We start from the raw sequence: 23,918 nt of genomic DNA, 5'->3' as shown, positions 1-23,918 counted from the left end.
TTCCGTTAATAGGAAAAGAAAGCTGAACCTCATCATGAATGATGACGTACAGCATCCCAGCAGCTTTCTTCTACGCCGGCAAGTAAAGCTTCTGATGCTTCAATCTCACCTGCACGGATCAATTTATATAATTCAAGGAAGCCGCCAAACATAATCGCAATTAATGCTTTTGATGGCAGCAGCCTGATCTGCTTTTTATTCTTACCTTCATCAAGAAAATGCTCGAGGATCATCAGCAAACGATGAAATTCTCCGCGGCTCTCTTCATTCAGAAAATAAGAAGCGTTATGTGTCTTGATAAAATACAGGGCATGGTCATGCTCATTCGTAAAGCGGATCATTCCCTGAAACAAATGATGAAACTGTTCACGTATTCCCTGGTCAGATGGATATTGATGCTCAAGCGTCTGCCTGAACAGACTGACATAATGCTGGAACAAAGTATTCACAAGCACTTCTTTATTCTCAAAATAGCGATAGATCGTCCCCGCTCCCACCTTGGCATCAGTTGCAATCATCGGAATCGTCGTTGCATCAAAACCACGCTCTGCAAATAACGTCAAAGCACTTTGCAGGATATCCTCACGTTTCGTTGTAGCTGCCGGCATCTCACTACCTCCTCTTTTTACGGAATGAACATTCATTCCTAATTAGTGTAGAACTGTTTTTATTCGTTTTCAACTGGTCTAAAGACTCAGAAAAAGGTAGAGGAGGGTCTGTCCCTCCTCTACCTTTCAGCTGCCACGCCACTTTTACTTTTCATAAAAATATTGTAAAACTCCATCAGAAATATGATCTTTAACAGCAGTAAGACGCCCATTAAAATCTGCGAGATTTCCGGGACCATAGTGAACATGAAATAGAACATACCAATTAATACATATACAGTCATCATGATGGCACAGAGCCTTTTCAATCTTCGTGTATGAGCGGTTTCTCCCCCATCCTCAATCCCTTCGATCAGACGGGAGATAATCACAAACACCATGAACATACCTGCAATAACGAACGCGAGACCCACAAAAGATACGATAGCTAAGTACGAATCAAGCGGAAGCGTCAAAGGTGAGTTCCCGGTAGCGTTCAACACAAGAAATGCAACGCTGTGAAAAATCATAAAAATTACTAAAGACTGAACCTTTTCGATTCTTTCATATTTTCTCCCCAGGTCCTTTACGCCAAGAAAAACCAGGATATAACCTAAGAGATTGGTAATTGAATATGTAAGACTAATATCAAGGAAGTTGATGTCGAGCTTAAAAAATATCAAAAGTAATCCGAGGAAAATCTGTGTCATAATGCGGCTCCTTTTTTCTATGTTCCTATGCTGAACACAATATTAACACAATTCCTTTATCTTATATAAGAGGAAGAAATTGTGCCGGAAGCCGGGGCTCCATTCAAATCCCTTTTCCCCCAACAGTCTCAAGCGTGCTGATCCTCTCCATTCCCGTAATGATCGGCTTTGCACGGCTGATCAGCGTCCGGGTTGCTTCAAGTGATAATGAATTCTGATGCGCCTGTTCATTCTCCCATGTTTCATAAACGTATACCGCATCCGGCTCATTTTCAGATATACTCACGATATAGATTTCACATTCATCAAGATCCTTCATTGATGCGGCTGCTTCTAATAGAATATCGGCGAGCAGATCCCGCTTACCTTCCTGTACAGTGAACTTGCCGAACAGGCTATATTTACTCATCGTATTTCCTCCTCATATCAAACTTTTATTACTTTCGTTTTAGCAATCATGTCATACACCGATTGTTTTTCTTTTGTAAAAACAGCTGTCAGGATATACAGCAGCATTAAACCATAAATCAATACACCAAATAGAGTTAAAAAAACTGTGCTGTCATTACCCGCAGTAATTTGATAAACAAAGAAGTGTGAGATCTCCCACGGCAAAAACTTAAGAAATGTCCGAAACGTCATACGTAATACTGAAACGGCGTCTCCGTTTTGATCAACCACCCGGATGTTCAGCCTTCTCTTCCCAAAAGACTGAAGACCAATTTTAGAATCACTGATGACGAAGTATAGAGACACCGGGAAAGTCACAAGCATAAACCCTGCAAACTGTCTCATGAACAAAGAAGCATCATTTAAAAAGCGCTGCAGCTCAGGCAGGATGAACAGGCTCAGGAGCATTAGGGCAATCAGGTAAAAGAATATGAAGATATAGTCCAGTAAAAAAGCCTTTAGACGTATTGTAAAGGATGCATTCACCTTATCCCCCCTCAACCCAATTTGTATTGTTTACCTGCTGTTAAAGTTCTATATCCTCTCAATGATTCCCTTTGTAGCCGGACAATTATATTCAGTTCCAGTTTGTTTCTATTTATAGTCTATCTAAAAAGGGTTCCAGTTTTTAAAAACCGGAACCCTTTCTTTCTTATTCAATCATTTTTCAACAGGCTTGAGGCTGTGCTCCGGGTTACACTGAGATGTATTAAGAAACTACTTATTTCAAATATTCCTCCAGCCGGTCCATCTGCGAGGCTGTACCTTCCACCATGCCCATTTCGCTCAGTCTTTCAAGAGACTCTGCTGAATCAAAGAAAGTTGTGGTGATCAGCTTTGTTCCCCCTTCTGTCGGAACAAAAAGAACTTCAATATCCATGCCCGGCAAGTCAGTATTTACATTCCCCTCTTCATCAGAAAACATATCTTCATAAAGGAATCGCTCCGGTGCTTGAATTTCCTTAAATTTTGCCAGTCCCCATGACTCCATTCCATAAAAATCACCCTGGCTTTTATCTTCACACTTCATACAGTAGTGCCAGTATCCACCCGTTTCAAATTCAAAACGCTTGTTTGTTGTTTTCCACCCTTTTGGCCCCCACCATGCTTCTAATTCACTGGAAGTTGTAAAAGCCTTAAACAGCCGCTCCTGCGATACGGAAAAAGTACGTTCAATGATCAGTTTGGTCCCCTCTGTTTTCACGTTCATCATGATTCCTCCTCTTTTAGGTGCGCATCCAGCCTGTCAAGCTGGTCTTCCCACTGTTGAATGTATGATGACAGCCAATTCTGTAAAGCCATAAACCCGCTTTTCTCCAGATGGTAAAACCGTTTGTTCGCAACTGCTTCAACACGGACCAAACCTGCCTCATGCAGAATTTTTAAATGTTTGGAGGTCTGAGGCTGAAGATACCCCAGCTCATCAGCGATCTCACCAACTGTCCTGGCCCCTCCCTGCAAGAGCTCTAATATCTTATAACGTTTTTCGTCTCCAACCGCCTGGAACATTTTTATATGATTCGCATCAGACATTTAAATCACCTTCTTATTTTCAAATATACCATAAAAGGAATATTCGTCAATATGAATATTATAAGTACATCTATCATTTCTTTACATAGTCTTATTTTCTATTCATGTAAATCACATCAAATTAAAAACGTTGAGATGTGTTGGATGCATTATTGTATGTATTACTTCCAGGAAGTTCTTTGATATTTCTCCAGGCTTTAATTGCTTCCTCATGACTTTTCCCCTGATTATTAGAGTCAGCAAAATAATCACGAATAAATTGATTGTATTCAAACTGAGGAGCAATTTTTTTCTTGTACGCCGGATCTTTCTTTCGCTCTTCTTCCTCATACCAGGCATCTACAACGTCTCCATATGTCTTTCCAATATTAGTTTTAAAATAGTTTTGAATAAAGGTAGAGAAATGAAAATGAGGAATCACCGTCTTGAAGAAAGCTCTTACTCTTTGACTACAACGATGGTTTTCGGAAATGATTGTATCAAGACTTAATTCGACCTGTGGTTCCCGCTTACTTTTTACTTTTGATGTTCTGATTGGCTTTTGTACCTCTCCTGTCAGAAGAAATGTTTCAATTCTACCGGAAATCTCTATTTTTGAACCAGAAGCACTTATTCCATTTTCCCTGCAGAAAGATTGTAGTTCTTCTTTTAACCAGTAGAAGTCTTTAAAACTCTCTAAGCTAATATGTTTTGTCAGATCTGGCCTCAAATTTAACACCTCCGCATTGTCTTACTTCAATTATAGAACATTCGTTCCTGTTAGTGGGAATAATCTTTATAATAAAACCGCGAAGTATGTGAAGACAGTCAACTAACTCCATCTGCGGAAGAGCAGGAAGGACTATATCATTTTAAAAAATACTGTATAATCGGGGCAAAAGAGGATGAGGCGGAGATTTGTATGTCTAAAAAAACGATTCATATTCTTATCCTGTCATTAGTGGCCAGTTTCAATTTCATATATGGCTACTTGCTTCAATATGTACTTATTCTGTTTGTACTACTCTTTCTTTATATATCTGAAGCGCTCGGGAAAACGCTCGACCCGACTTTGGATGAGGGTCTGTTAATTCCCGTGCTGATTGGAACGACTATTGTAAGTTTAGTTTACTTTTCAGTCATCTTATCTACTAACCGATCCATTTGGAAAAAAACACAAATAAAAAAACCTTTCCTTCTGGTCATTATTTTGGTCATTTTTACATTAGGTGTTGTGTCTAATGGAGAAAGGCTGAGCGTTATTTTCAATTAGCTGGTGTTTTATTCAAAATCATTCAGATTTCTATAACCCAAAAAGCACCGCATTTTTAAACTACGGTGCCTTTTTATAAACAATGGTTATCCTGAACTATTACTTTCCCGGGGTAGGCGCTTTTTCAGAAACAAGCCCCTTCTCCACCAGCTCATCCCAGAAACCAGCAGGAATATCTGCTCTTAACGCCTGCAGATCCTCTTTAATCCGATCAGGTCTTGTAGAGCCGGTTACCACAGCCTTCACCGCCGAATGTGCCGTTGAAAATTGCAGTGCAGCATCCTTCAGTTTCACGCCGTGATTCAATGCAACTTCATTGAACTTGTTCACACGTGCTTTAATCTCAGGCGTTATTTCCTGATAGTCAAAGTGGTCTCCACCTAACAGTGCTCCTGAGTTAAATGCTGATCCAATTACTAGTCCGCCACCACTCTTCTCAGCAAGCGGCATCATTCGCTCAAGTGCGCGTTCATGCTGAAGCAGTGTGTATTGTGTAGCGGATAAGCTCAGATCAGGATGCGCTTCTTCAAGCTCAAGCGCTACTTCAATTGGCGGTGTGGTATTAACGCCAAGCCCCCATGCTTTAATCACACCTTCATCTCTCAGGCGATCCAGCACTTTGAACGCACCATTACGCGCTTCATCAAACTTCGTTATCCACTCATCTCCAAGAAAATCAGGCGAAATATCATGCACATACACCATATCCAGGCGGTCCGTCTTCAGTCGCTTCAGACTGTCTTCGATAGATCTGAGCGTGCCGTCCTCCGTATAATCTGTCTGGATCTTATTTTTCCTGCCGTATTCAAACAGCCCTTCCTTTTCTTCTGTTTCATCCAGGACCAGACGGCCGACCTTTGAACTCAGAAGATATTCATCACGTTTATATGACGACAGAATTTCCCCCAGTCTGATTTCAGCGAGTCCCGCTCCATAAAACGGTGCCGTATCAAAATAACGGATGCCTTCATTCCACGCTGACTGAATCGTTTCCATCGCCTCATCTTCAGGCACATCTCTGAACATATTGCCAAGCGGCGCTGTTCCGAGACCGAGTTTATGTTTAATGGTTATAGCATTTTTCATTTTTGAACACCTCTTTTAAAGATTAGACTAATATATTGACTCTACCCGTTGAGAGATACAGTAAACAGTGTGAAAGGACGGTTTAAAGCAGGCATGAGAACAGTGGCGCGGCCTCTCACCTACTTCAATTTTGTTTTCACGGCAGTCAACTACGCTAATACCTACTACAACCCGGATGTATCGCTACGTCGCTGTTCTCCTTACCTACCTCGATCGTATTTATCCAACGTTCGAATACTCCACACGCTTGATGCCTTTAGGTCACTCGCCTTTAGTTTCTTAAAAGCATCAACAGGGGTGGTACTGCACCCGGTTTTACGGAAACAGCACTCGATTACCTTTTCACTGCACTCAACTCAGCAGTCACTGCACTCAACCCGGGTGTATCGCTACGTCGATCGGGAAAATACCAACGTCACTGGAGAAACAGAGACAAAGACGCGCGCATTGTACAAGCCTCTTTGATTGATAATAAGACTGATTAGGATTAGACTACAAAAACGGCTTTAATTGTGAGGGTCTTCAGCGAAGGTTTTTTTCGTGAAGACACAATAACTGACCACATAAAGCCTGCAGATCGTTCGAAGAAACATTAACAATAAGGATGATCAGTCCTTACACCACAAAATTCTGTTTAGGAGTGATTGTCGATGAAATTGCAATTAGCATTAGATTTAGTAAATATTCCACAGGCCATTGAGTTGGTGAAGGAAGTAGAAGATTATGTAGACGTAGTCGAAATTGGGACACCGGTTGTGATTAACGAAGGACTTAAAGCAGTGAAAGAAATGAAAGCTGCGTTCCCTCAACTGACTGTTCTTGCTGATCTGAAAATCATGGATGCAGCCGGTTATGAAGTAAGCCAGGCATCTGCTGCGGGTGCTGATATTGTGACAATTCTTGGTGCTGCTGAAGACGCATCAATCAAAGGCGCCGTTGAAGAAGCAAAAAAACAGGGCAAGCAGATCCTTGTTGATATGATTGCTGTGAAAGATATTGCTACCCGTGCGAAAGAGCTTGATGAGCTTGGTGTAGATTATATCTGCGTTCACACTGGATATGATTTACAGGCAGTCGGTCAGAATTCATTTGAAGACCTGGCAACGATAAAAAGCGTTGTAAAAAATGCTAAAACAGCTGTTGCAGGCGGCATTAAGCTGGATACACTTCCGGAAGTCATTAAAGCACAGCCGGATCTTGTGATCGTTGGCGGTGGTATTACAGGGCAGGATGATAAGCAGGCTGCAGCTTCTAAAATGAAAGAACTCATTACACAGGGTTAATTAGTCATGACGCAGACTACTCACTATTTTAAAAGCATTCTTGATGAGTTAAGTCGTGCAGCAGACTTACTTTCAGAAGAGCAGGCTGAACAGCTCGTGAAACAACTCATTGCCACAAATAAAATCTTTGTGGCAGGAGCCGGCAGATCAGGTCTCATGGGCAAATCCTTTGTGATGCGCATGATGCATATGGGGCTGGATGCTTATGTAGTTGGCGAGACAGTGACTGCAAACCTGGAACAAGATGATGTCCTGATTATCGCTTCCGGATCCGGGGAGACGAAAAGCTTAGTCTCAATGGCTGAAAAAGCCAAAAGCCTGGGTGGAACGGTCATTGCCGTCACGATTAATGCAGATTCAACGATTGGAAAACTCGCAGATAAGGTCATTAAGATGCCTGGTTCCCCGAAAGATCAATCAGAAGATGCGTATGAAACCATTCAGCCGATGGGATCTCTTTTCGAACAAACCCTGCTATTATTCTTTGACGCAGTGATTCTTCGTTTTATGGAGAAAAAAGGGCTGGATTCTGATACGATGTATGGCAAACATGCAAACTTAGAATAAATCACACACTCATACAGAAAGACCGAAAGTGCTCAGGAGCACCATGCGGTCTTTCTGTTTTTTATGAGTCATTTCATTACCCGAAGGCCAAAGTAAAACACCTCACTCCTGCGCAACCTGGTCTCTACAGCTTCACCCTCACTCTCTTCGTAGTCATCCGAATCACCCAGAGAGAAATTCCAATTAAAATAACTGTTACACCGAACGAAATAAATATTGGCATATTTTCAAATGCATGCAGCGGTGTCTCCAGCTCATTCGTCCAAAGCAGGTCCATCATGAAGATCAGTCCAAGTGCTCCGGCAATAGATAAGAGCAAGCCCCAGAAACCAAAGCGATAATACCCGGCACCAATCAGCCAGCCTGCAAGATAATAAACAAAAATATTTAGCGTATAGACGATAAAGATCATTAACCATGTTGCGTCTTCACCCAGAAATGTCACAACCTCAACAGGCGCAACCAGTTGTTCGATCCCGGCAATCACAAGCGCAATGATCATAAAAATGACCGATAGGCCCGCTGATGCAACAGCAGTACCTGTGAAGTAATCTTTCCTGGTCACCCCTGTTTTCACAAACCAGCTTAAAAACTTTGGTACTGACATAATGCCGACAACCAGCATGAAAATCTTATAAGGATTTTCTATAAAGTGAATAAACCCCTGAAATGCGACTTCTTCATCATTTAAAAACAATTTAAAATCAGTAAAAATCTGTAACGTGATGAACATTAGCAGTACAATTCCAATCATCCATGTTGACCAGCCAAGCTGCATAAATGTCAGATTAAAAGCGATTTTTAAGTCCTTCCGTTTACTTTGTTCCATGCTGCACGTCCTCCTTCGTGAGATGAATAAACAGATCCTGAAGTGAGACAGGTCCGATTTCAAGCTCTTTTTGTGAAGCGCGGGCCAGCTGTTCTTCAGTAAGCGGGTCAATCACCATCACTGACTTAGTCCCACCGAGCTTTTGTGTGTGAATCTGATTCATTCCCTCAACAAAATCATCCACCAGGTCTGCAGCACCAGTGACAGATGCTCCTTTTTCCAGGACAACATCAACAGGCTCATGCAAAAGAACCTTTCCCTTATGGAGAATGATCGCTTCTTCAAATAAATAATCCATTTCAGAAACAAGATGTGTAGATAAAATCATCGTTCTCGGGTGACGGGCGTGATCTTCCAAGAGCTGCTGATAAAAAATTTCCCGTGTCGGTGCGTCCATCCCGGAATATGCTTCATCAAAAATAGTAATTGGTGAGCGTGAAGCAAGCCCGATCACTGCATTAAGCACTGACTGCATTCCTTTAGAAAGCTTATGCACAGGTTTATTTAACGGCAGATTAAAAATCTCCACTAATTCCATCGCATATTCTGTATCAAAGTCCGGCTTATACTCACCAGCTGCCTTAAGATATGTTTTTACTTTTTCAGACTCTTCTTTGAAGTCTTTTTCGTAGACAAATGTCACCTGCTGCATCAGTTCGGCATTTTCAAAAAGGGGCTGTCCATTGACCTTGATCGTTCCTTCATCCGGTTCTGCAAAAGAAGCAAGCAGTGACAGAAGCGTCGTTTTCCCGGCACCGTTACGGCCGATTAATCCATAAATCTTTTCTCCATCCAGCTTCAGCGATACCTGATCCAGTGCATGAAACTTTTTATATTTTACTGAAACCTGATCAACCAGAATATTAGCGGTCACTGTCCACCCCGTCCTTTCAACTGCTCCATGATTTTTGTTAATTCCTCCTGAGAGATCCCCAGTTTTTCTGCTTCCTGCAGCATAGGCAGCATATATTGATCCACGAACCCTTCTTTTCTCTGTTCCATCAGCATTTCTTTTGCCCCCTCTGCAACAAACATGCCAACACCCCTTTTTTTATAAATGACGCCTGCATCCACAAGCAGGTTAATGCCCTTCGCGACGGTTAAGTGATTAATTTTATAAAAGCTTACAAGCTGTGTCGTTGATGGGATTTGATCATTTGCCTTCAGCTGGTCATTCACAATCTGATCCTCAATTCGTTCCTTGATCTGTATAAAAATCGGCTTACTGTCATTCAGTGAGTGGCTCAATAGAAAATCACCGCCTTTTGTTTTATGGTTATATAGTTATGTATATAAGTATATGTCTAACCTCCATTTTTTGCAACTTCCTTTTTAAAATTTTCCATAAAAAAACCTTTGGCCAATTCAAGCCAAAGGTTTTTCAAATAAATCTATACGAATTAAGACGACATCACCTGTCCGCCATTCACATGAATACACTGACCTGTCATATAAGAACCATCATCTGATCCAAGCAATACGTAAGGTCCGACCAGCTCAGACGGCTGACCCGGACGTCCCATTAATGTGTCTGTTCCAAACTCTTCTACTTTTTCCTCATCGAATGTAGATGGGATCAGCGGTGTCCAGATTGGTCCCGGTGCCACCATATTCACACGGATCCCTCTGTCAGCTAAGTTCGCTGCCATACTGCGTGTGAAGCCGACAATTGCACCTTTTGTAGACGTATAATCGATCAGCTGTGGATTTCCTTTATACGGATTCACTGACGTCGTATTAATAATCGCACTGCCTTCTTTTAAATGACGCAGCGCAAACTTCGTCATATGAAATACTGAATACATATTCGTCTTAAACGTTTTATCCCATTGTTCAAATGAAATGTCTTCAAGATTTGAAGTCGGGTATTGAACTGCGGAATTATTAATTAAAATATCCAGCTGTCCTAAATGATCCACCGTTTTCTCGATTAAGCTCTTACATGTCTCTTCATTTGACACGTCTCCGGGAATCAACAGACACTTCACGCCTTCTTCCTCGATCAGCTTTTTCGTTTCTTCTGCATCACTCTGCTCTTCTTCAAGATAATTAATAGCCAGATTCGCTCCCTCACGTGCATAGGCAATTGCGACAGCACGGCCAATACCACTGTCTCCACCTGTAATGAGCGCTACACGTCCAGTCAGTTTTTCACTGCCTTTATAATGAAGCGGCTGAAGTGGTCGAGGACCCATCTTCGACTCAATCCCCGGCTGTTCTGCCTGTGTCTGTCCGGGTTGTCCACCCTGCTGTCGATTTTGAATATCCATTTCATCCAGCTCCTTTATTTTAAGATACCAATCTTTTCCTCAGAGAAAATTGATGTAAACATCTGTAAGGTATGGTCAAATTGAATGAATGCGTTCGCAACCCTGATCTAACAGTCATGAGGTAAGGTGCATTTTTTTCAAAAAAAGTCCTTTTAAATATAATCATTGATTAAATCAGAATGATCCAGTAAATAAGCACAATAGTTTCAAAAAATGCATAACAGGAAATATATTACCAATACAAATTATTTATATAGAGAGGAAGATTCATTCTGAAACCCACGCGGATTACCGCATTATCAATCCCGCTCCTGCTCTTAGTTGCATGTTCCCAGGAAGAACCGGAAGCCGAAAGTGAGAGGTTACCTCAGCAGGAAGATATCAATGCTTCAATTACTTTGTCCGGCGAAGAAATAAGCTATGATAAACAAACACTTTGCTGGGGTGAGTGTCAGGAGGCTTCAGGTTCTAATACGGGAATTGACCCCGAAGAATTATCCATAACCGACTATAATCATTCAGGCTCTTTTGGTTCTGAAGTAAACATTTCATTTGAAGATCATCAACCCGACTCAATGAGTTACATTTCATTAGATGATAATCGCACAATTGTTGATGAATCAATTGAAAACCAATCATTTAACCTTGAAGGAAAAGGTCAAAAAATCTATTCTGTTATAGGCAGCTGGACTGATGCTGATGGTGAAGTAACAGGATCAATGGTATTTACTTTTAATATAGATATTGCTGAATAACCCCTGGACAACTTCTATATTCATGTGCTTAATTAAAAATATCCGTTGACACAACTTCACTTAAAAATATAGGGTGTTTTTTCTATTCGGCTGTCTGTAGACTGGTTGTTAAATAATCTATTTAACCGGCATGATAGAAAGAGGTCATCATATGAAACTTGAATCACCAAAGATTCCAAGCGAACTGCCTGAAAGAAAATTTCACGATATCTTTTATGAGGATTACCCGGAGCTCGACAAATGCCAGATTAGTGATACTGACTTTGAAAATGAAGCACTACACAGAGTGAACCTGTCTGCAATGGTCATCAGAAACTGCCGCTTTAACGGAACAGATTTTACTTCAATCAGCCTGACAGACGTGCAGTTTGAAAACTGCGATTTCTCAAATGCCAACCTGAGCAAATCCTCGATCCACCGGACCAGCTTCAATAACTGTAAATTTACAGGCACTGACCTGACTGATTCGCGGTTCGGCAATGTGCTTTTTGAAGAATCGATTTTGAACCTGTCCGCCTTTGGAAGCTCGAAGCTTGAAAAGGTACTATTCCAACATGCTTCAATGGAAAGTGCTGATTTTTATGAGTGCATCCTGAAAAAAGTGGAGTTTGGAAGATGCAACCTGAACAGTGTGAATTTCGAAAGATCCCCGCTCAAAACGGTTGATATCAGTTCTTCAACATTTGAGTCGCTGATTCTTTCCCTTGAAGATCTGAAGGGCTGCAAAGTGTCGACTCAGCAGGCTATTCAGTTTGCAGCGCTGCTGGGCTTAAAAATAGTAGATTAATACATATTAAAAATGCCACCTGTTACTTAATCATGGTGGCATTTTTAATATGGAGCGCAATTCTTAATGAGTTAATAGACAATAAATACACCTGTAAATACGATCGAAAAGCCAAGGCTTACTAATAATGTAACCACCCAATCCATTTTACTGGTTGTTTTCAAAAGTATATTCACACTTGAACTGATGATCATCATAACCACAAAAAAGACGAGAATGGCAATCAGACTGGAATCCACTTGTAATCCCCCTATCAGCAAATTATCTTTTCAATGGACTGCTTTTTATTATTCGCATGAATCAAAGTATGAATGCTGCGGCGTTTTTCAGCCATGTGATGATGCGCAGAATGTGATAGGGTCCGAACCAGGTCACTCCAAAAAGTACTGCTATATATAAAACTAGTGATATGAACTTTAGTGATCCCTTTTCTCCTTTTGCGAGAGAGATAAAATTTAGCCCAAGTCCAACTAACAGAGTTAATAAACTAATGAATATCAATATTTCGGAATATCCATTACTTACCCAGTTGATTCCGAATAATAAAAGTCCTGTAAAAAGTAAAGAGATTGATAAAATACTATATTTATTCAACAAATCCTTCCTTTCATCTTAATCAAGATCCACTTATGGTATAATTAACCATAATCCTTTTATCTTTTTAAATCAAGCAGGTTGAGGAGTTACATAAAATGAAAACAAAAGCATTCATTATTACTTTTGTAAGCGTATTTATATTATTAAGCCTCCCTGCCATCTTTGGAGTCGGGTATGTCATTGACTGGGTTCCCGGGGCGACGGTTGTTCAAAAGCTGAGAGGCTATGTGGTTGACGGGCTTTTGAGTCACTTTTATTTGAAAGCTGGCATTTCGATCGTGATCAGTATTGTGTTAAGTATGCTTTTGTACAGAAGACAATTAAAAGCGGAATAGAGAAGGAGAGCTGCCATGAAGAAATTCTGGATACTTCTTTTAAGCGGTATTGTTGTTGGTACGATCATTTCGGTGATTCAGTACAGCGGGGAGTCATTGTTCTTCCAGTACACTGCAAAATACGCTGATACCACCCTTTCAATCACTAAGCAGAATTTTGACGTAACGATCGGATCTTTGCGCAATATTTTTATTTCAGTGTTCGTTATTATGATCGGCTGGTTTTCGATTGAAAAACTGATTGGATTTAAACGTAATAATCGTGTAAATGAAACACATTAAGCGTGTATTTTCATATAAAAAAGACTGCAATTTGCAGTCTTTTTTTCAATGTCTCAGTTCTCTTCATTCTCAAGTTCTTCAATGGCTTCATCCAATTTCTCCTGGTCTTCATCTGAAATTTCCGGGAATTGCGGATCTATTTTGTTAAGGCAGTCCACCATGACCTCTGTAATAACGTAACGGGAATACAATTCATCATCAGCAGGGAGCACATACCACGGTGCAAAGTCAGTAGACGTGTGCTCAAGCATATCCTCAAACGCTTCCTGATACGTATCCCAGTGACGGCGCTCTTTTATATCATTAAAGGAAAACTCCCAGTTTTTCTCCGGGTTCTTAAGGCGCTCAAGCAGCCGCTCGCGCTGTTCTTCTTTTGACATATTGAAAAAGAATTTAATCACTTCAAAGCCATTTTCATCAAGATGCTGCTCGAAGTCTTTGATCTGACGGTAGCGCATTGGCCATACTTCATCTTTTTCCATATCTTCAGGATACATCTCATCCTTTAATTGATCCTTGTGAACTTTTGGCGCAATGACTTCTTCGTAATGGGAACGGTTCAGAATGCCAACCTGACCTCTCGCCGGAAGGCCTTCACGAATCCGCCAGAGGTAATCATGCTTGAGTTCTGTTTCAGAAGGCTTTTGGAATGAAGCTGTCTTCAGCCCCTGTGCTGTCAGATTTGAAAAGATATAACTGATTGCCTCATCTTTACCGGCAGCATCCATCGCCTGCAGGACAACAACAATGCCCCTCTTTTCTGCAGCATGCAAACGCCAGTGCAACTCTTTCAATTTATCAATGCTTTCAGGTAGGATCTCATCACGAAGTTCATCTTCAGTAAAACCATGATCCTCTTTCGTCGCATAATCCTGCAATTGCACTTTTTTATTTCCCTCAACCAAATATTTTTTAAAATCCACTTGTCCCTCACATGCCTTCCTCTGGTTTATAGACACTCTGATGTTAATCCTCTTTCAATACCCCTGTTTCTAAACAGGTAAACGAATGCAAATCACATCCTTCAATCGTGGAAAAATGTGTTAGAATTGCCTTATATCTTGTAATTCGAGAGGTTGTTTTGATTTGAGCAGTAAAAATGAAAAGAAGCATACTAAACTTAGCTATTCTGCCCTCACCATAGGGATCATCTGCTTTTTCATTGTTTTTATTCCGCCAACACGAATCGTACATATCGGGAGTGGAGCCGGGGATATTCTCACTTATCTTCTAACGCTGGCAGGCCTCATTTTATCAATCATCGGACTTGTAAAAAATACGGAAAAAAATATCATTCCGGCGATTTCTTTTATGCTCTCACTATCTTTTGTGATCTATTGGATTGTGTTTTTAATACTCTTGTTTACTCTGCAATTGGATCCTGCTCCTTAAGACAACTGTAAAACGTGTTACCTAAAACCACTCAGCAGCAGGCAGTTTACCAAAGAAACATATACCTGGAGGGACTTAAACTGAAAAATAATATCGTATTATGGGATTTAATTTGTTATGCCATCTTTCCGCTCGTCATCTGGCATGGTACGAGGGAGTATATTGGCGACTACTATGCCATGCTCATCTCAACAGTACCGGGATTCATCTATAGTATTATCCGATTCGTGATTCTAAAGAAAGTGAATTTTTTAGGCATTTATTTAATGGCCACGCTGGCAATTGGAACCCTGATAGACGTTCTTGCAGGGTCAGCCATGCAAATGCTTTGGAACAGTGTGTTTTACAGTTATGCGCTCTCCCTCCTTCTACTCTTCAGCATCGCAATCAATAGGCCGCTATATCTGCTGTTTGCTGTCGATGTGATGGAACTCAGGGGTAGAGACAGAGAGATTCTGAAACAGGAATTCTATCAGAAAAAAGTTCTTTTTATCTTTAAACTCATTACATTCGGCTTTGCTTTTCAGGGTATTCTGCTGGCTTCCATCAAAGTCTGGCTGATCATGAATTATGGCGTTGAAGCTTTTGATAAAGGACTTGTACTCAGACAGGTGCTAAGCTGGACGATTTCCGCTGTCCTTATTTATGGATTTGTACATATTGGGAAGCTATTGAATTATAAGTCGGATGCTGAACTTGAGCGGGAATCAAGGCAGGCGTGAGGAGGTCAAAACCTTGGGAAGTCTTTTTTTATCCGGTGGCGGGGATCAGGATCAGACAAAAGTGATTGATGCGATCTTTATTGAAAAAATCGATAAAACAAAACCCTTGTTATACATACCGATCGCAATGGATTCTTCTCAATTTGATGATTGTTATCAATGGATAATTGATGTTTTTAATCCTTTTGGAATAACTGTCATGATGTGGACTGATTTAAACAATAAAAGGATTGATGATTTAACGTCCTTTTCTGCCGTATACATTGGTGGCGGTAATACCTATCGTTTGCTCAATGCTATGAGGGCTTCCGGATTTGATCAAATAATATATCACTATGTGCAGGATAATGGCATCCTTTATGGTGGCAGTGCCGGGGCAATTATAATGGGAACGGACATTAAAACTTGTGATCACACAGATCCTAATCACGTACACCTGCAGGATTGCAGCGGTTTAGAATTAGTGAATTCCTATGCTATCTGGTGTCATTACAAGGAGACGGACGAAGAACTGATTCTTAGATATATACAGACCTCTTCAAATCCCGTCATTGCATTGCCTGAGGAAACAGGAATTCTACTTGAAGATCACCAGGCTAAGGTAATTGGTACTTTACCTGCATATATGTTTAAAGATGGCACAAAGTCGGTTGTTCAACCTGATTCATTTATATGAAAACATCTGATTAAGAATGGAGTATAGTATGATTTATTTAAAAGAAGGCAATTTAACGATCCGCTCTATGAAGGAAAGCGATATAGAAGATTTCCCGCTTGCCTTTGAACAGCAGGGATGGTACAAACCACAGGAGTTATACAAAGATTACTATATGCAGCAATCAAAAAAAGAAATAGAAGTGATTGTTGCTGAAAATGATGACAGGGTTGCAGGGTATGCAGTGCTGAAACCTGGAGCTCATTACGGGCCATTCCAGACAACCAATACTCCTGAAATAGCAGATTTAAATGTACTCATTAAATTTCAGAAGAATGGGATAGGCCATAAAATCATGGATACCTCTGAAAAGTTAGCTAAAGAAAAGAGTGAATCTGTTTCATTAGCAGTCGGTTTGCATTCCGGTTATGGATCTGCTCAAAGGATTTATATTAAGCGCGGTTATATACCTGACGGCTCTGGCGTCTGGTATAAAGGAAAACCACTTGCGCAATATGCTGACTGTAATAATAGCGATGAGTTAACCTTATATCTTCTGAAAAAACTCTAATCATACATTTTTTGATCATCACGTTATTCATGTTCATGGTATCTTTCATGATTTTAATTTCATAATGATTTAGTCTGGGTGTTGCAGTCTATATTATTTATCTAGTTAAAAAAGCTCATTTTCTCAAGCGAAAGCCTGAGGGAATGGGCTTTTTTCGTTTGATTATCATAATCCTGTTTTTAATTCAATATTCTATGTTTACGCAATGTTTTTAGAAGGAATTACCTCTAATACCAATTAAATGGTTTATAAAAATTCCCCCAAATCACTGGCAGTTTTACATTTTTTCAGTTTTAAAGGAGGCTAACAATGAAGTTTAAGGGAATAGGCTTAGTCATGATGGCTGCTGTATTTTGGGGAGTCAGCGGCGGGATTGCCGACATTTTAATGAATAAGGGATGGGATCCAACGGTTATCTCCTTTTACAGAGGCGTTGTTGGACTCGTCTTCTTTCTTGTATGGTTTCTTTCCCGCCTCAGCAAAAACAGGACGTTCAATAAACGTTTATTCATATGGGCAACACTTGCCGGTATTGGAATTGCCGGGAATTTCACTTTTTATTTTCTGAGTATTGAGCATTCAAGTATCGCAATCGCGGCTACTTTAATGTATACAGCACCAGTATTCGTGCTGTTAATCTCTTTTATGTTTCGGATCGAACGGTCAACCTGGTTTAAATGGGGATGCATTTTTGGCGTATTAGTCGGGATCATTCTGCTGACGGGCGCTTATGATTTCACCTCTATTTCGGTCAGTGTGACTGGAGCAATTACGGGACTTGCAGCAGGCCTATCCTATGCATTATTCATCTTCGGCTTTAAAAACACTTCCTCCTATGGAAGGCCGCAGTCATCCCTATTAGTTGCCTTCTTTGTATTCTGTCTGATACTCTTTGCGATTAGTGATAAGCAGGACCTTGTAAGCGCAATGACTTCAGAGGATGCCGCCTTGTTTTTACTACTCGGCATTGTCGGCGCAGGCGTTTCATTTTTCCTGTATGTCATTGGAATCCGCCATACGACAGCGACTACCGCTTCAATGGTTGCAATGGTAGAGCCGGTAACAGCTTCATTATTCGGCGTACTTCTGCTTGGAGATTATTTAAATATGCTGCAAGTACTTGGCATGGTGCTCATCTTAGTGACAATCACCATACTGAGTAAAAAGCAGTCGCACTAAAAAACCCGTCTTTCCGGATCTGCTTCCGGGAAGACGGGTTTTACTGTAGTGCTCTCTACCTTCATTATACTACTGATCCAGCATCATTTACAGACTACTCTTTTCCAAAAACCTGCCCTATACTGGTGTAGACAATGCCAAAAACGCAGGAGGCGGAGCTGGATGACGGATAAAAAAGATGTGCTGGACCGGGGTCCTTTCTTTCATGGGACAAAAGCTGAATTAAACATTGGTGATCTGTTAGAACCGCAGTACCTTTCAAACTACCAGGATAAAAAATCCAACCATATCTATTTCACAGCCACCTTGGAAGCAGCGAAATGGGGTGCTGAATTAGCTAAGTCCGATGCAAAAGAAAGAATTTATCTGGTTGAGCCGCTTGGTGAATTTGAAAATGATCCGAATGTTACTGATAAAAGGTTTCCAGGCAATCCAACACGCTCTTACAGATCAACATCACCTTTAAAAATTGTTGCTGAATTAGGTTCCTGGGAAAGGCATTCAGATGAACAGATTCATCAGATGCTTGCTTCCATTGAAAAGTTGCGGAAAGAAGGAAAAGCGATCATACTTGATTAATCATGATGGACGAAAGGAAAGATAAACATGCTAATGAAGCCGGAAAGCAGTGAATACGCCAATCCTTTTAAGCAATATATTGACTTTGTCCCTGATGGAAGCCTGATTGATCTATTAAAACTTCACCAGCAGACAACAAATGAATTTTTAAAATCCGTTCCATCTGCTGACTGGCATAAGCGCTATGCTAAAGGTAAGTGGAATGCAAAGGAAGTACTCGGTCATATGATTGATAACGAAATGAACATGCTCTACCGCATCTTCCGAATCACCAGAGGCTTTGAAGATTCTCTTCCGTTTTTCGAAAGAGAAAAATCTGTTCAGCAAATTGATTATGACTCAATTCCGGTTGAACGGCTGTTTAATTATTTTTGGGACACCCGTCAGCTGATGATCACAACATGTGAAAATGTAAAAGATGAGAACTGGCTGCATCAGGGGAAGTTAGGTGAATACGTGTTTTCTGCCCGGGCCCTTGCCTATATTTCTGCAGGACATGAGCTGCATCATCTGCATGAACTGAAAACAAAGTATTTCACGAATTAAAGATCCCTTCTGTGGTTAAAATCAAAAAAGGACGACTCATGTACCGTAGCACATTGAGTCGTCCTTTCTTTTCGCTCTATTGTTCATGCTTAATATTTATAAGACTGCCCGCCATCTATCGGAATGACAGCGCCATTAATGAATCCTGCCTGATCTGACAATAGAAAGGCAACAAGATAGCCGATTTCTTCAGGCTTACCGAAGCGCTGCATTGGATTAGACTTTACGAACTCCTCTCCAACTGCTTCCCAGTCGTCCCCTCCCATTTGACGAAGTGAGCCTTCCACCATCGGGGTCATGATTGCACCCGGTGCTATTGCTTTAATACTGATACCATATTGTCCGTACTCAACACCTGAGTTACGCGTTAATCCGACAACACCGTGCTTGCTTGCTGCATAGCCTGACTGATTCCCGATTCCCCGGATCCCGCCGACGGAAGCTGTATTCACGACCGAACCGCTTCCCTGCTCTTTCATGACCTTTAATACGTGCTTCATCCCATAAAATACGCCGTTCAGGTTAATAGAGACAACCTTCTCAAACTCATCTGAGCCATAGTTTTCAGTCTCATTCTGCTTCCCTTCAATACCGGCATTATTAAAGAATCCATCAACTTTCTGAAAAGCTGATACGGTTTCATTCACATAATGTTTGACCGCTTCTTCATCTGCCACGTCTGCTGTAATCGTGATAATCTCCGCTTCAGGTACTTCTGCTAAAATGTCACTTTTCGCCTTTTCAAGCGCCTCACCATTTAAATCAACCAATGATAATTTCGCGCCTTCTTTTGCTACCTGCAACGCTGAAGCATAGCCGAGCCCTGATGCCCCGCCGGTAATCAATACAACTTTGCCATCAAATCGTTTCATTTTCATTCACTCCTGTTTCAAAGTAGTGTTAAAACAATTCACAAAGAGGAATCCGCTTACAAAACTATTGTAAAACAATGCATTTATTCCTACAATTTTTAGCACCAATGATAAGAGCGAAGTAAGGGTCTGTCCCTTACTTCGCTCTTCCATAATGCTCAACCTTCTTCAGGCACCACAACAAACTATCAAAATCACCATCCGGATAAGGAATCGGCACTCCCACGTTCATCAGTTCGTCTCCGCCATACACATGATCAAGCCCATCAACATAATAGAATGCAGAGGAGTCTAATCCTCTTAATTTCACGCGTTTGAAAGCGCCATTTGCTTCATTCAGGATGTGTAAATAGAGAAAAACTGCTTCAGATTGATCACGCCTGACCCTGATCGTTGCATAACAATAGTGCTCGTGAACATTTTGAAGTCTGTAAAGATCTCCAAACTGTACAGTTGAACGAATGCTTTTATAAGATTCAATTTGTTTGCTCATCATGGATAGTTGTGCTTCAGTCATCTTAGTGACATCTAGTTCATAGCCAAAATTCGCTTCCATCGCTACATGACCACGCGTCTTTAACGATGTGATGCGACCGGTCTGGTGGTTCGGTGAGGCTGATACGTGAGCACCCATTGTGCTTGTTGGGTAAGCAAGACTTGTACCGTATTGAATGGATGCTCTGCTGATTGCATCCGTATTATCACTTGTCCAGGTCTGAGGCATATAGTAGAGCATTCCCGGATCAAACCGCCCCCCACCGCCTGAGCAGCTCTCAAACAGAATATGTGGGAACGCTGCAGTGATTTCCTCCATCACTTCGTATAATCCAAGCATATAGCGATGGGCGGTTTCACGCTGTCTTTCTGCAGGCAGTGAAGGTGAACCGATCTCAGTCATATTACGATTCATATCCCATTTCACATAGTCAATATTGGCACTGGATAAAATCGTTTTCAGCTGCTGCACAATATTATGTCTGACTTCAGGATTAGCAAAGTCCAACACAAGCTGACTCCTGCTTTCCGATCGTCTTCTGCCCGGAACATGAAGGCACCAGTTGGGATGTTTCCTGTAAAGTTCACTATCAGGCGATACCATTTCCGGTTCAAACCAGAGTCCAAATTTCATCCCCGCTTTATTTACCTGATCTGCAATTCCGGAGAGGCCGCCTGGCAGCTTTTGTGTATGAACAATCCAGTCACCGAGCGACCTTTTATCATCATCTCTTTTACCAAACCATCCATCATCCAGCACAAACAGTTCAATACCCGTACCGGCAGCTGCACGAATGATTTCCTTAATCTTCTCTTCAGTAAAATCAAAATAAGTCGCTTCCCAGTTATTAATGAGAACAGGTCTTTCCTTTCCTTTATGCTCACCTCTTACCAGATGCGTGTTATAAAGCTGATGAAACGTTCTCGACATCTTCCCAAGTCCTTCATCAGAATAGACGAGTACAGCTTCAGGTGTTTGAAAGGCATCCCCCGGCTCAAGTAGCCAGTTGAAGTCAAAAGGATGAATTCCCATGTTTACACGGGTGTTTTTAAATTGATCCACTTCAGCCAGCGCTTTAAAGCTTCCACTGTACACAAAGTTAAATGCGTAGACATCTCCATGCTCTTCGCCGGCTCCTTTTTCAGCAAGTGCGAGAAAAGGATTTTGCTGATGTGAGCTTGAGCCTCTGCGACTTTCAAGTGAAATAGCATGTCTGCCAAGATGTGAACGCTCCATCTCCCTCTCTCTTTCATGCGCACCGGGAAGATTGATTACATCAAAATCGTCTCTTGTAAAATCTACATTGACTGACGCACATTTTTGAAGGTGAAAGGATGACGTTCCTTCATTAACAAAGCGCGCACTTCTGGTGATTGCATTCATTTTTCCAAACACTGAATACGAAAGCTCTATGACTGCATGTTTGAGTTGATCCTTCAGTCTGATAACCAGCGTTTCTGCATCTTCTGCTGCCTCTGCGTATACGTGAGGCAGCCCTTCAAGCGCAGGTTTGCCGCTGCTAACTTCATATTCTGAGAATCTGAAATCAGAAACCGTCGATCCGTCAGACCACTGAATATGAACAGCAGGATCCCTGAAGTCTGTATGCCCGTAGGACGGATATTCCTGTGGCAGCGTGTCCAGAGAAAAAGTTCTGTCACTGCTATCCGGATTCGGCGAGAAGCCGCGATCCCTGAAGCGGTGATGCATTAGACCATTGTATGCATCAATTCTTTTCCCCCAGTACACATGGGTAAGATATTCTTTATGAACTTCAATGATATAACTGGTCTCTTCTGTCTGAAGATGAAATGTTTTTCGGTCTTCACTGACAAAGATCCCAGTTGTTTTGTTCGATAGGTTGTTCATCAGGATTTAATCGCTCCTTGTGTGACGCCACTGATGATCCATTTCTGCAGGAATAAGTAAAGTACCAGCATTGGCAGCAGTGCCATCAGATAAGATGAGAACGCCAGGTTATAATTTGTTGCAAACTGTGACTGGAACACATATTGCACCAGTGGCAAAGTATGGTCTCCCCGGTCACTCAGGATGACAAGCGGCAGCAGGAAATCGTTCCATGCCCAGAGCGCTGTCAAAATCCCCACAGTCGCATTGATTGGCGACAGCATCGGGAAAATAATGCGCCAGAACACACCCCATCTGGTGCATCCGTCAACAATTGCCGCTTCTTCAAGCTCTTTTGGAATCGTCTTGATATATCCAACATATAAAAAGACATTAAATGATAGCCCATACACAATATAAAGGAGTATAAGACCATTCTGATTCATTAGACCAATCGAACTCATTTGATTGACGATTGGCAGCATGATAATTGGAAATGGTACAAACATCGCGCTTACAAGATAGTAAAATAGAAATTTATAAGCTTTTTTATGCATATTACGTGCAATCGCATAAGCAACAAGTGAATTAGTAAGCACTGTAAAAACAACAGTCACAATCGTGATATAAAAGCTATTGCCAAAAGCATTAAAGAAATTCGTCATTTCAATCGCCGTTGTAAAATTATTAAATGTCCACTCAACAGGCAACGCCAGAATTGATTCAGCAGTTTCAGCGGGCGTTTTAAATGCATTCACGACTGTAATATAGAGCGGAAACAGGATCAGAATCGTTCCTGCAATCAACAACAAAGTAACCGGCCAATTGGTTTTGCCTATTTTCATTACAGCTGCACCTCCCGTTTTTGAAGAATACGGATTTGGAACACTGAGATTGTCACGATGACCACAAAGTAAATGACTGCATTAGCAGATTGGTAAGCGAACTGTCCTCCGGCAAAACCGTCCTGATAAATGAGCAGTGAAATAGATTGTGTAGCCCGTCCAGGACCTCCGCCTGTCAATGCGACGATATGGTCAAACACCATCAGAAAGTTTTTCATCGCAAGTACCATGTTGATCGTAAAGAATGGCGCGATCAGCGGGAACGTAATCTTCCAGAACTCCTGCCATTTGCTGGCACCATCAAGTGCCGAGGCTTCATATAAGTCCTGTGGAATCGTTGCGAGCCCAGCCAAATAGAGAATTGTATTAAATGCAGCCGCCTGCCAAACCGCTACAATCACGATAGCAATCCAGGCATGATCCGGGCTTCCCAGAATACTCGTCGTTAAACCGGTAAGGCCAGTGTTTTCAGCAATTTCCGGAATGAAAATAGAAAAGATATAGTTAAAAATAAAGCCAACGATCAAGATACTTAAAATGTTCGGCATAAAGTAGATACCGCGCAAAGTTTTATGAAACTTTATTTTTGCATTCAGTCCGAGTGCAATGACCAGACTGATAATATTTACAAGGATGGTTGAAACAATTGCAAATTGAAACGTAAATCCGTATGCATTCAGCGCATTACGGTCATTGAAAATTCTAATGTAATTATCAAGTCCGACAAACTCCCATACTCCGTAACCTCTGAAATTCGTAAAACTGTAGAAGATCCCCTGCAGCACAGGAAGCGTATGAAAGCTGAAGAACAGAATGACCGCCGGAAGCAGCATCCAGACATATACAGACGGCTTTTTCTTCATCATGACTGCCCCTTTCATTTAATAAAA

31 protein-coding genes are annotated in these 23,918 nt (G+C 41.3%); 13 read left to right on the top strand and 18 right to left on the bottom strand.

Annotated features, from left to right (window positions below; all coding sequences use genetic code 11):
* Positions 1 to 32: 32 nt before the first annotated feature.
* The 8 genes from UFB30_RS10805 to UFB30_RS10770 form a co-directional block, all read right to left on the bottom strand.
* Positions 33 to 608, bottom strand: coding sequence for a TetR/AcrR family transcriptional regulator (locus tag UFB30_RS10805; RefSeq protein WP_322421705.1), 576 nt, complete (start codon positions 606 to 608; stop codon positions 33 to 35).
* 119 nt (positions 609 to 727) lie between these two features.
* Positions 728 to 1,297, bottom strand: a complete 570-nt coding sequence (locus tag UFB30_RS10800) for a hypothetical protein (protein WP_322421704.1) — start codon at positions 1,295 to 1,297, stop codon at positions 728 to 730.
* 103 nt (positions 1,298 to 1,400) lie between these two features.
* Positions 1,401 to 1,706 (bottom strand): putative quinol monooxygenase, encoded by a 306-nt coding sequence (locus UFB30_RS10795; RefSeq protein ID WP_322421703.1) that lies wholly within the window; start codon positions 1,704 to 1,706, stop codon positions 1,401 to 1,403.
* A 17-nt stretch (positions 1,707 to 1,723) separates the two neighbouring features.
* Positions 1,724 to 2,233 carry an RDD family protein gene (locus UFB30_RS10790; protein WP_322421702.1) on the bottom strand — a complete coding sequence of 170 codons (510 nt, stop codon included), beginning with the start codon at positions 2,231 to 2,233 and terminating at the stop codon, positions 1,724 to 1,726.
* A gap of 235 nt (positions 2,234 to 2,468) precedes the next feature.
* On the bottom strand, positions 2,469 to 2,957 hold the full coding sequence (locus tag UFB30_RS10785; protein WP_322421701.1) for an SRPBCC family protein: 489 nt from the start codon (positions 2,955 to 2,957) through the stop codon (positions 2,469 to 2,471).
* On the bottom strand, positions 2,957 to 3,280 hold the full coding sequence (locus tag UFB30_RS10780; RefSeq protein ID WP_322421700.1) for an ArsR/SmtB family transcription factor: 324 nt from the start codon (positions 3,278 to 3,280) through the stop codon (positions 2,957 to 2,959). The genes UFB30_RS10785 and UFB30_RS10780 overlap by 1 nt, the downstream gene beginning before the upstream one ends.
* Before the next feature lie 121 nt (positions 3,281 to 3,401).
* Positions 3,402 to 3,989, bottom strand: coding sequence for a DUF6434 domain-containing protein (locus UFB30_RS10775; RefSeq protein WP_322421699.1), 588 nt, complete (start codon positions 3,987 to 3,989; stop codon positions 3,402 to 3,404).
* Positions 3,990 to 4,631: 642 nt separating this feature from the next.
* Positions 4,632 to 5,618 (bottom strand): aldo/keto reductase, encoded by a 987-nt coding sequence (locus UFB30_RS10770; protein ID WP_322421698.1) that lies wholly within the window; start codon positions 5,616 to 5,618, stop codon positions 4,632 to 4,634.
* Positions 5,619 to 6,268: 650 nt separating this feature from the next.
* Between UFB30_RS10770 and hxlA the strand changes: the two genes are divergently transcribed.
* The gene (gene hxlA, locus UFB30_RS10765) at positions 6,269 to 6,901 is read left to right on the top strand and encodes a 3-hexulose-6-phosphate synthase (protein ID WP_322421697.1); all 633 of its coding nucleotides are present in this window, start codon (positions 6,269 to 6,271) and stop codon (positions 6,899 to 6,901) included.
* Between the two features lie 6 nt (positions 6,902 to 6,907).
* On the top strand, positions 6,908 to 7,468 hold the full coding sequence (gene hxlB, locus UFB30_RS10760) for a 6-phospho-3-hexuloisomerase (protein WP_322421696.1): 561 nt from the start codon (positions 6,908 to 6,910) through the stop codon (positions 7,466 to 7,468).
* A gap of 124 nt (positions 7,469 to 7,592) precedes the next feature.
* On the opposite strand, the gene UFB30_RS10755 is transcribed toward hxlB, so the two are convergent.
* The 4 genes from UFB30_RS10755 to UFB30_RS10740 form a co-directional block, all read right to left on the bottom strand.
* Positions 7,593 to 8,297, bottom strand: a complete 705-nt coding sequence (locus UFB30_RS10755) for a hypothetical protein (protein ID WP_322421695.1) — start codon at positions 8,295 to 8,297, stop codon at positions 7,593 to 7,595.
* Positions 8,284 to 9,171, bottom strand: a complete 888-nt coding sequence (locus UFB30_RS10750; RefSeq protein WP_322421694.1) for an ABC transporter ATP-binding protein — start codon at positions 9,169 to 9,171, stop codon at positions 8,284 to 8,286. The genes UFB30_RS10755 and UFB30_RS10750 overlap by 14 nt, the downstream gene beginning before the upstream one ends.
* The gene (locus UFB30_RS10745) at positions 9,168 to 9,545 is read right to left on the bottom strand and encodes a GntR family transcriptional regulator (RefSeq protein ID WP_322421693.1); all 378 of its coding nucleotides are present in this window, start codon (positions 9,543 to 9,545) and stop codon (positions 9,168 to 9,170) included. Before UFB30_RS10745 ends, UFB30_RS10750 begins: the two co-directional genes overlap by 4 nt.
* A 152-nt stretch (positions 9,546 to 9,697) precedes the next feature.
* The gene (locus UFB30_RS10740) at positions 9,698 to 10,567 is read right to left on the bottom strand and encodes an SDR family oxidoreductase (protein ID WP_322421692.1); all 870 of its coding nucleotides are present in this window, start codon (positions 10,565 to 10,567) and stop codon (positions 9,698 to 9,700) included.
* Positions 10,568 to 10,965: 398 nt separating this feature from the next.
* Between UFB30_RS10740 and UFB30_RS10735 the strand changes: the two genes are divergently transcribed.
* Both UFB30_RS10735 and UFB30_RS10730 read left to right on the top strand, forming a co-directional pair.
* Positions 10,966 to 11,322 (top strand): hypothetical protein, encoded by a 357-nt coding sequence (locus UFB30_RS10735; protein WP_322421691.1) that lies wholly within the window; start codon positions 10,966 to 10,968, stop codon positions 11,320 to 11,322.
* A 151-nt stretch (positions 11,323 to 11,473) separates the two neighbouring features.
* Entirely contained in the window at positions 11,474 to 12,109 is a 636-nt protein-coding gene (locus UFB30_RS10730; RefSeq protein WP_322421690.1) for a pentapeptide repeat-containing protein, read from the top strand.
* A gap of 71 nt (positions 12,110 to 12,180) precedes the next feature.
* On the opposite strand, the gene UFB30_RS10725 is transcribed toward UFB30_RS10730, so the two are convergent.
* Positions 12,181 to 12,348 carry a hypothetical protein gene (locus UFB30_RS10725; RefSeq protein ID WP_322421689.1) on the bottom strand — a complete coding sequence of 56 codons (168 nt, stop codon included), beginning with the start codon at positions 12,346 to 12,348 and terminating at the stop codon, positions 12,181 to 12,183.
* A gap of 453 nt (positions 12,349 to 12,801) precedes the next feature.
* Here UFB30_RS10725 and UFB30_RS10720 point away from each other — a divergent pair, with 453 nt between their 5' ends.
* Together UFB30_RS10720 and UFB30_RS10715 are read left to right on the top strand one after the other, a co-directional pair.
* Positions 12,802 to 13,041, top strand: a complete 240-nt coding sequence (locus tag UFB30_RS10720) for a hypothetical protein (RefSeq protein WP_322421688.1) — start codon at positions 12,802 to 12,804, stop codon at positions 13,039 to 13,041.
* A gap of 15 nt (positions 13,042 to 13,056) precedes the next feature.
* Positions 13,057 to 13,323, top strand: coding sequence for a hypothetical protein (locus UFB30_RS10715; protein WP_322421687.1), 267 nt, complete (start codon positions 13,057 to 13,059; stop codon positions 13,321 to 13,323).
* Positions 13,324 to 13,376: 53 nt separating this feature from the next.
* Here the strand turns inward: UFB30_RS10715 and UFB30_RS10710 are convergent, their stop codons facing one another.
* On the bottom strand, positions 13,377 to 14,246 hold the full coding sequence (locus UFB30_RS10710) for a PPK2 family polyphosphate kinase (RefSeq protein WP_322421686.1): 870 nt from the start codon (positions 14,244 to 14,246) through the stop codon (positions 13,377 to 13,379).
* Between the two features lie 163 nt (positions 14,247 to 14,409).
* Here UFB30_RS10710 and UFB30_RS10705 point away from each other — a divergent pair, with 163 nt between their 5' ends.
* The 7 genes from UFB30_RS10705 to UFB30_RS10675 all read left to right on the top strand — a co-directional run bounded on the left by UFB30_RS10705 (position 14,410) and on the right by UFB30_RS10675 (position 18,967).
* Positions 14,410 to 14,715: a hypothetical protein gene (locus UFB30_RS10705; protein WP_322421685.1), complete on the top strand. Its 306-nt coding sequence runs from the start codon at positions 14,410 to 14,412 to the stop codon at positions 14,713 to 14,715.
* A 14-nt stretch (positions 14,716 to 14,729) separates the two neighbouring features.
* Positions 14,730 to 15,437, top strand: a complete 708-nt coding sequence (locus UFB30_RS10700) for a VC0807 family protein (RefSeq protein ID WP_322421684.1) — start codon at positions 14,730 to 14,732, stop codon at positions 15,435 to 15,437.
* 13 nt (positions 15,438 to 15,450) lie between these two features.
* Complete coding sequence (locus tag UFB30_RS10695) at positions 15,451 to 16,113, top strand: Type 1 glutamine amidotransferase-like domain-containing protein (protein WP_322421683.1); 663 nt, start codon at positions 15,451 to 15,453, stop codon at positions 16,111 to 16,113.
* Positions 16,114 to 16,141: 28 nt separating this feature from the next.
* A complete protein-coding gene (locus tag UFB30_RS10690; RefSeq protein WP_322421682.1) occupies positions 16,142 to 16,663 on the top strand; it encodes a GNAT family N-acetyltransferase in 522 nt (173 codons plus the stop codon).
* A 309-nt stretch (positions 16,664 to 16,972) separates the two neighbouring features.
* Positions 16,973 to 17,842: a DMT family transporter gene (locus tag UFB30_RS10685; RefSeq protein ID WP_322421681.1), complete on the top strand. Its 870-nt coding sequence runs from the start codon at positions 16,973 to 16,975 to the stop codon at positions 17,840 to 17,842.
* A gap of 162 nt (positions 17,843 to 18,004) precedes the next feature.
* A complete protein-coding gene (arr, locus tag UFB30_RS10680) occupies positions 18,005 to 18,421 on the top strand; it encodes an NAD(+)--rifampin ADP-ribosyltransferase (RefSeq protein ID WP_322421680.1) in 417 nt (138 codons plus the stop codon).
* Between the two features lie 27 nt (positions 18,422 to 18,448).
* Positions 18,449 to 18,967, top strand: a complete 519-nt coding sequence (locus tag UFB30_RS10675) for a DinB family protein (protein ID WP_322421679.1) — start codon at positions 18,449 to 18,451, stop codon at positions 18,965 to 18,967.
* A gap of 89 nt (positions 18,968 to 19,056) precedes the next feature.
* On the opposite strand, the gene UFB30_RS10670 is transcribed toward UFB30_RS10675, so the two are convergent.
* The 4 genes from UFB30_RS10670 to UFB30_RS10655 form a co-directional block, all read right to left on the bottom strand.
* On the bottom strand, positions 19,057 to 19,839 hold the full coding sequence (locus UFB30_RS10670; RefSeq protein ID WP_322421678.1) for an SDR family oxidoreductase: 783 nt from the start codon (positions 19,837 to 19,839) through the stop codon (positions 19,057 to 19,059).
* A 136-nt stretch (positions 19,840 to 19,975) separates the two neighbouring features.
* On the bottom strand, positions 19,976 to 22,204 hold the full coding sequence (locus UFB30_RS10665) for an alpha-galactosidase (RefSeq protein ID WP_322421677.1): 2,229 nt from the start codon (positions 22,202 to 22,204) through the stop codon (positions 19,976 to 19,978).
* A complete protein-coding gene (locus tag UFB30_RS10660; RefSeq protein ID WP_322421676.1) occupies positions 22,204 to 23,028 on the bottom strand; it encodes a carbohydrate ABC transporter permease in 825 nt (274 codons plus the stop codon). The genes UFB30_RS10665 and UFB30_RS10660 overlap by 1 nt, the downstream gene beginning before the upstream one ends.
* Positions 23,028 to 23,891 carry a carbohydrate ABC transporter permease gene (locus UFB30_RS10655; RefSeq protein WP_322421675.1) on the bottom strand — a complete coding sequence of 288 codons (864 nt, stop codon included), beginning with the start codon at positions 23,889 to 23,891 and terminating at the stop codon, positions 23,028 to 23,030. Before UFB30_RS10655 ends, UFB30_RS10660 begins: the two co-directional genes overlap by 1 nt.
* Positions 23,892 to 23,918 lie beyond the last annotated feature (27 nt).

The organism is Jeotgalibacillus haloalkalitolerans (assembly GCF_034427455.1).
Taxonomy (GTDB): Bacteria; Bacillota; Bacilli; order Bacillales; family Jeotgalibacillaceae; genus Jeotgalibacillus; species Jeotgalibacillus haloalkalitolerans.
The sequence above is the reverse complement of the archived record's forward strand: the minus strand, read 5'-3'. Positions and strand labels throughout refer to the sequence as shown.

Coding starts and splice junctions, on each gene's coding strand:
- UFB30_RS10675 (WP_322421679.1), top strand. CDS start 18,449: ATGCTAATGAAGCCGGAAAGCAGTGAATACGCCAATCCTTTTAAGCAA.
- UFB30_RS10800 (WP_322421704.1), bottom strand. CDS start 1,297: ATGACACAGATTTTCCTCGGATTACTTTTGATATTTTTTAAGCTCGAC.
- UFB30_RS10715 (WP_322421687.1), top strand. CDS start 13,057: ATGAAGAAATTCTGGATACTTCTTTTAAGCGGTATTGTTGTTGGTACG.
- UFB30_RS10780 (WP_322421700.1), bottom strand. CDS start 3,280: ATGTCTGATGCGAATCATATAAAAATGTTCCAGGCGGTTGGAGACGAA.
- UFB30_RS10670 (WP_322421678.1), bottom strand. CDS start 19,839: ATGAAACGATTTGATGGCAAAGTTGTATTGATTACCGGCGGGGCATCA.
- UFB30_RS10770 (WP_322421698.1), bottom strand. CDS start 5,618: ATGAAAAATGCTATAACCATTAAACATAAACTCGGTCTCGGAACAGCG.
- UFB30_RS10785 (WP_322421701.1), bottom strand. CDS start 2,957: ATGAACGTGAAAACAGAGGGGACCAAACTGATCATTGAACGTACTTTT.
- UFB30_RS10690 (WP_322421682.1), top strand. CDS start 16,142: ATGATTTATTTAAAAGAAGGCAATTTAACGATCCGCTCTATGAAGGAA.
- UFB30_RS10660 (WP_322421676.1), bottom strand. CDS start 23,028: ATGAAAATAGGCAAAACCAATTGGCCGGTTACTTTGTTGTTGATTGCA.
- UFB30_RS10720 (WP_322421688.1), top strand. CDS start 12,802: ATGAAAACAAAAGCATTCATTATTACTTTTGTAAGCGTATTTATATTA.
- UFB30_RS10655 (WP_322421675.1), bottom strand. CDS start 23,891: ATGAAGAAAAAGCCGTCTGTATATGTCTGGATGCTGCTTCCGGCGGTC.
- UFB30_RS10740 (WP_322421692.1), bottom strand. CDS start 10,567: ATGGATATTCAAAATCGACAGCAGGGTGGACAACCCGGACAGACACAG.
- UFB30_RS10795 (WP_322421703.1), bottom strand. CDS start 1,706: ATGAGTAAATATAGCCTGTTCGGCAAGTTCACTGTACAGGAAGGTAAG.
- hxlA (WP_322421697.1), top strand. CDS start 6,269: ATGAAATTGCAATTAGCATTAGATTTAGTAAATATTCCACAGGCCATT.
- UFB30_RS10805 (WP_322421705.1), bottom strand. CDS start 608: ATGCCGGCAGCTACAACGAAACGTGAGGATATCCTGCAAAGTGCTTTG.
- hxlB (WP_322421696.1), top strand. CDS start 6,908: ATGACGCAGACTACTCACTATTTTAAAAGCATTCTTGATGAGTTAAGT.
- arr (WP_322421680.1), top strand. CDS start 18,005: ATGACGGATAAAAAAGATGTGCTGGACCGGGGTCCTTTCTTTCATGGG.
- UFB30_RS10730 (WP_322421690.1), top strand. CDS start 11,474: ATGAAACTTGAATCACCAAAGATTCCAAGCGAACTGCCTGAAAGAAAA.
- UFB30_RS10665 (WP_322421677.1), bottom strand. CDS start 22,204: ATGAACAACCTATCGAACAAAACAACTGGGATCTTTGTCAGTGAAGAC.
- UFB30_RS10685 (WP_322421681.1), top strand. CDS start 16,973: ATGAAGTTTAAGGGAATAGGCTTAGTCATGATGGCTGCTGTATTTTGG.
- UFB30_RS10755 (WP_322421695.1), bottom strand. CDS start 8,297: ATGGAACAAAGTAAACGGAAGGACTTAAAAATCGCTTTTAATCTGACA.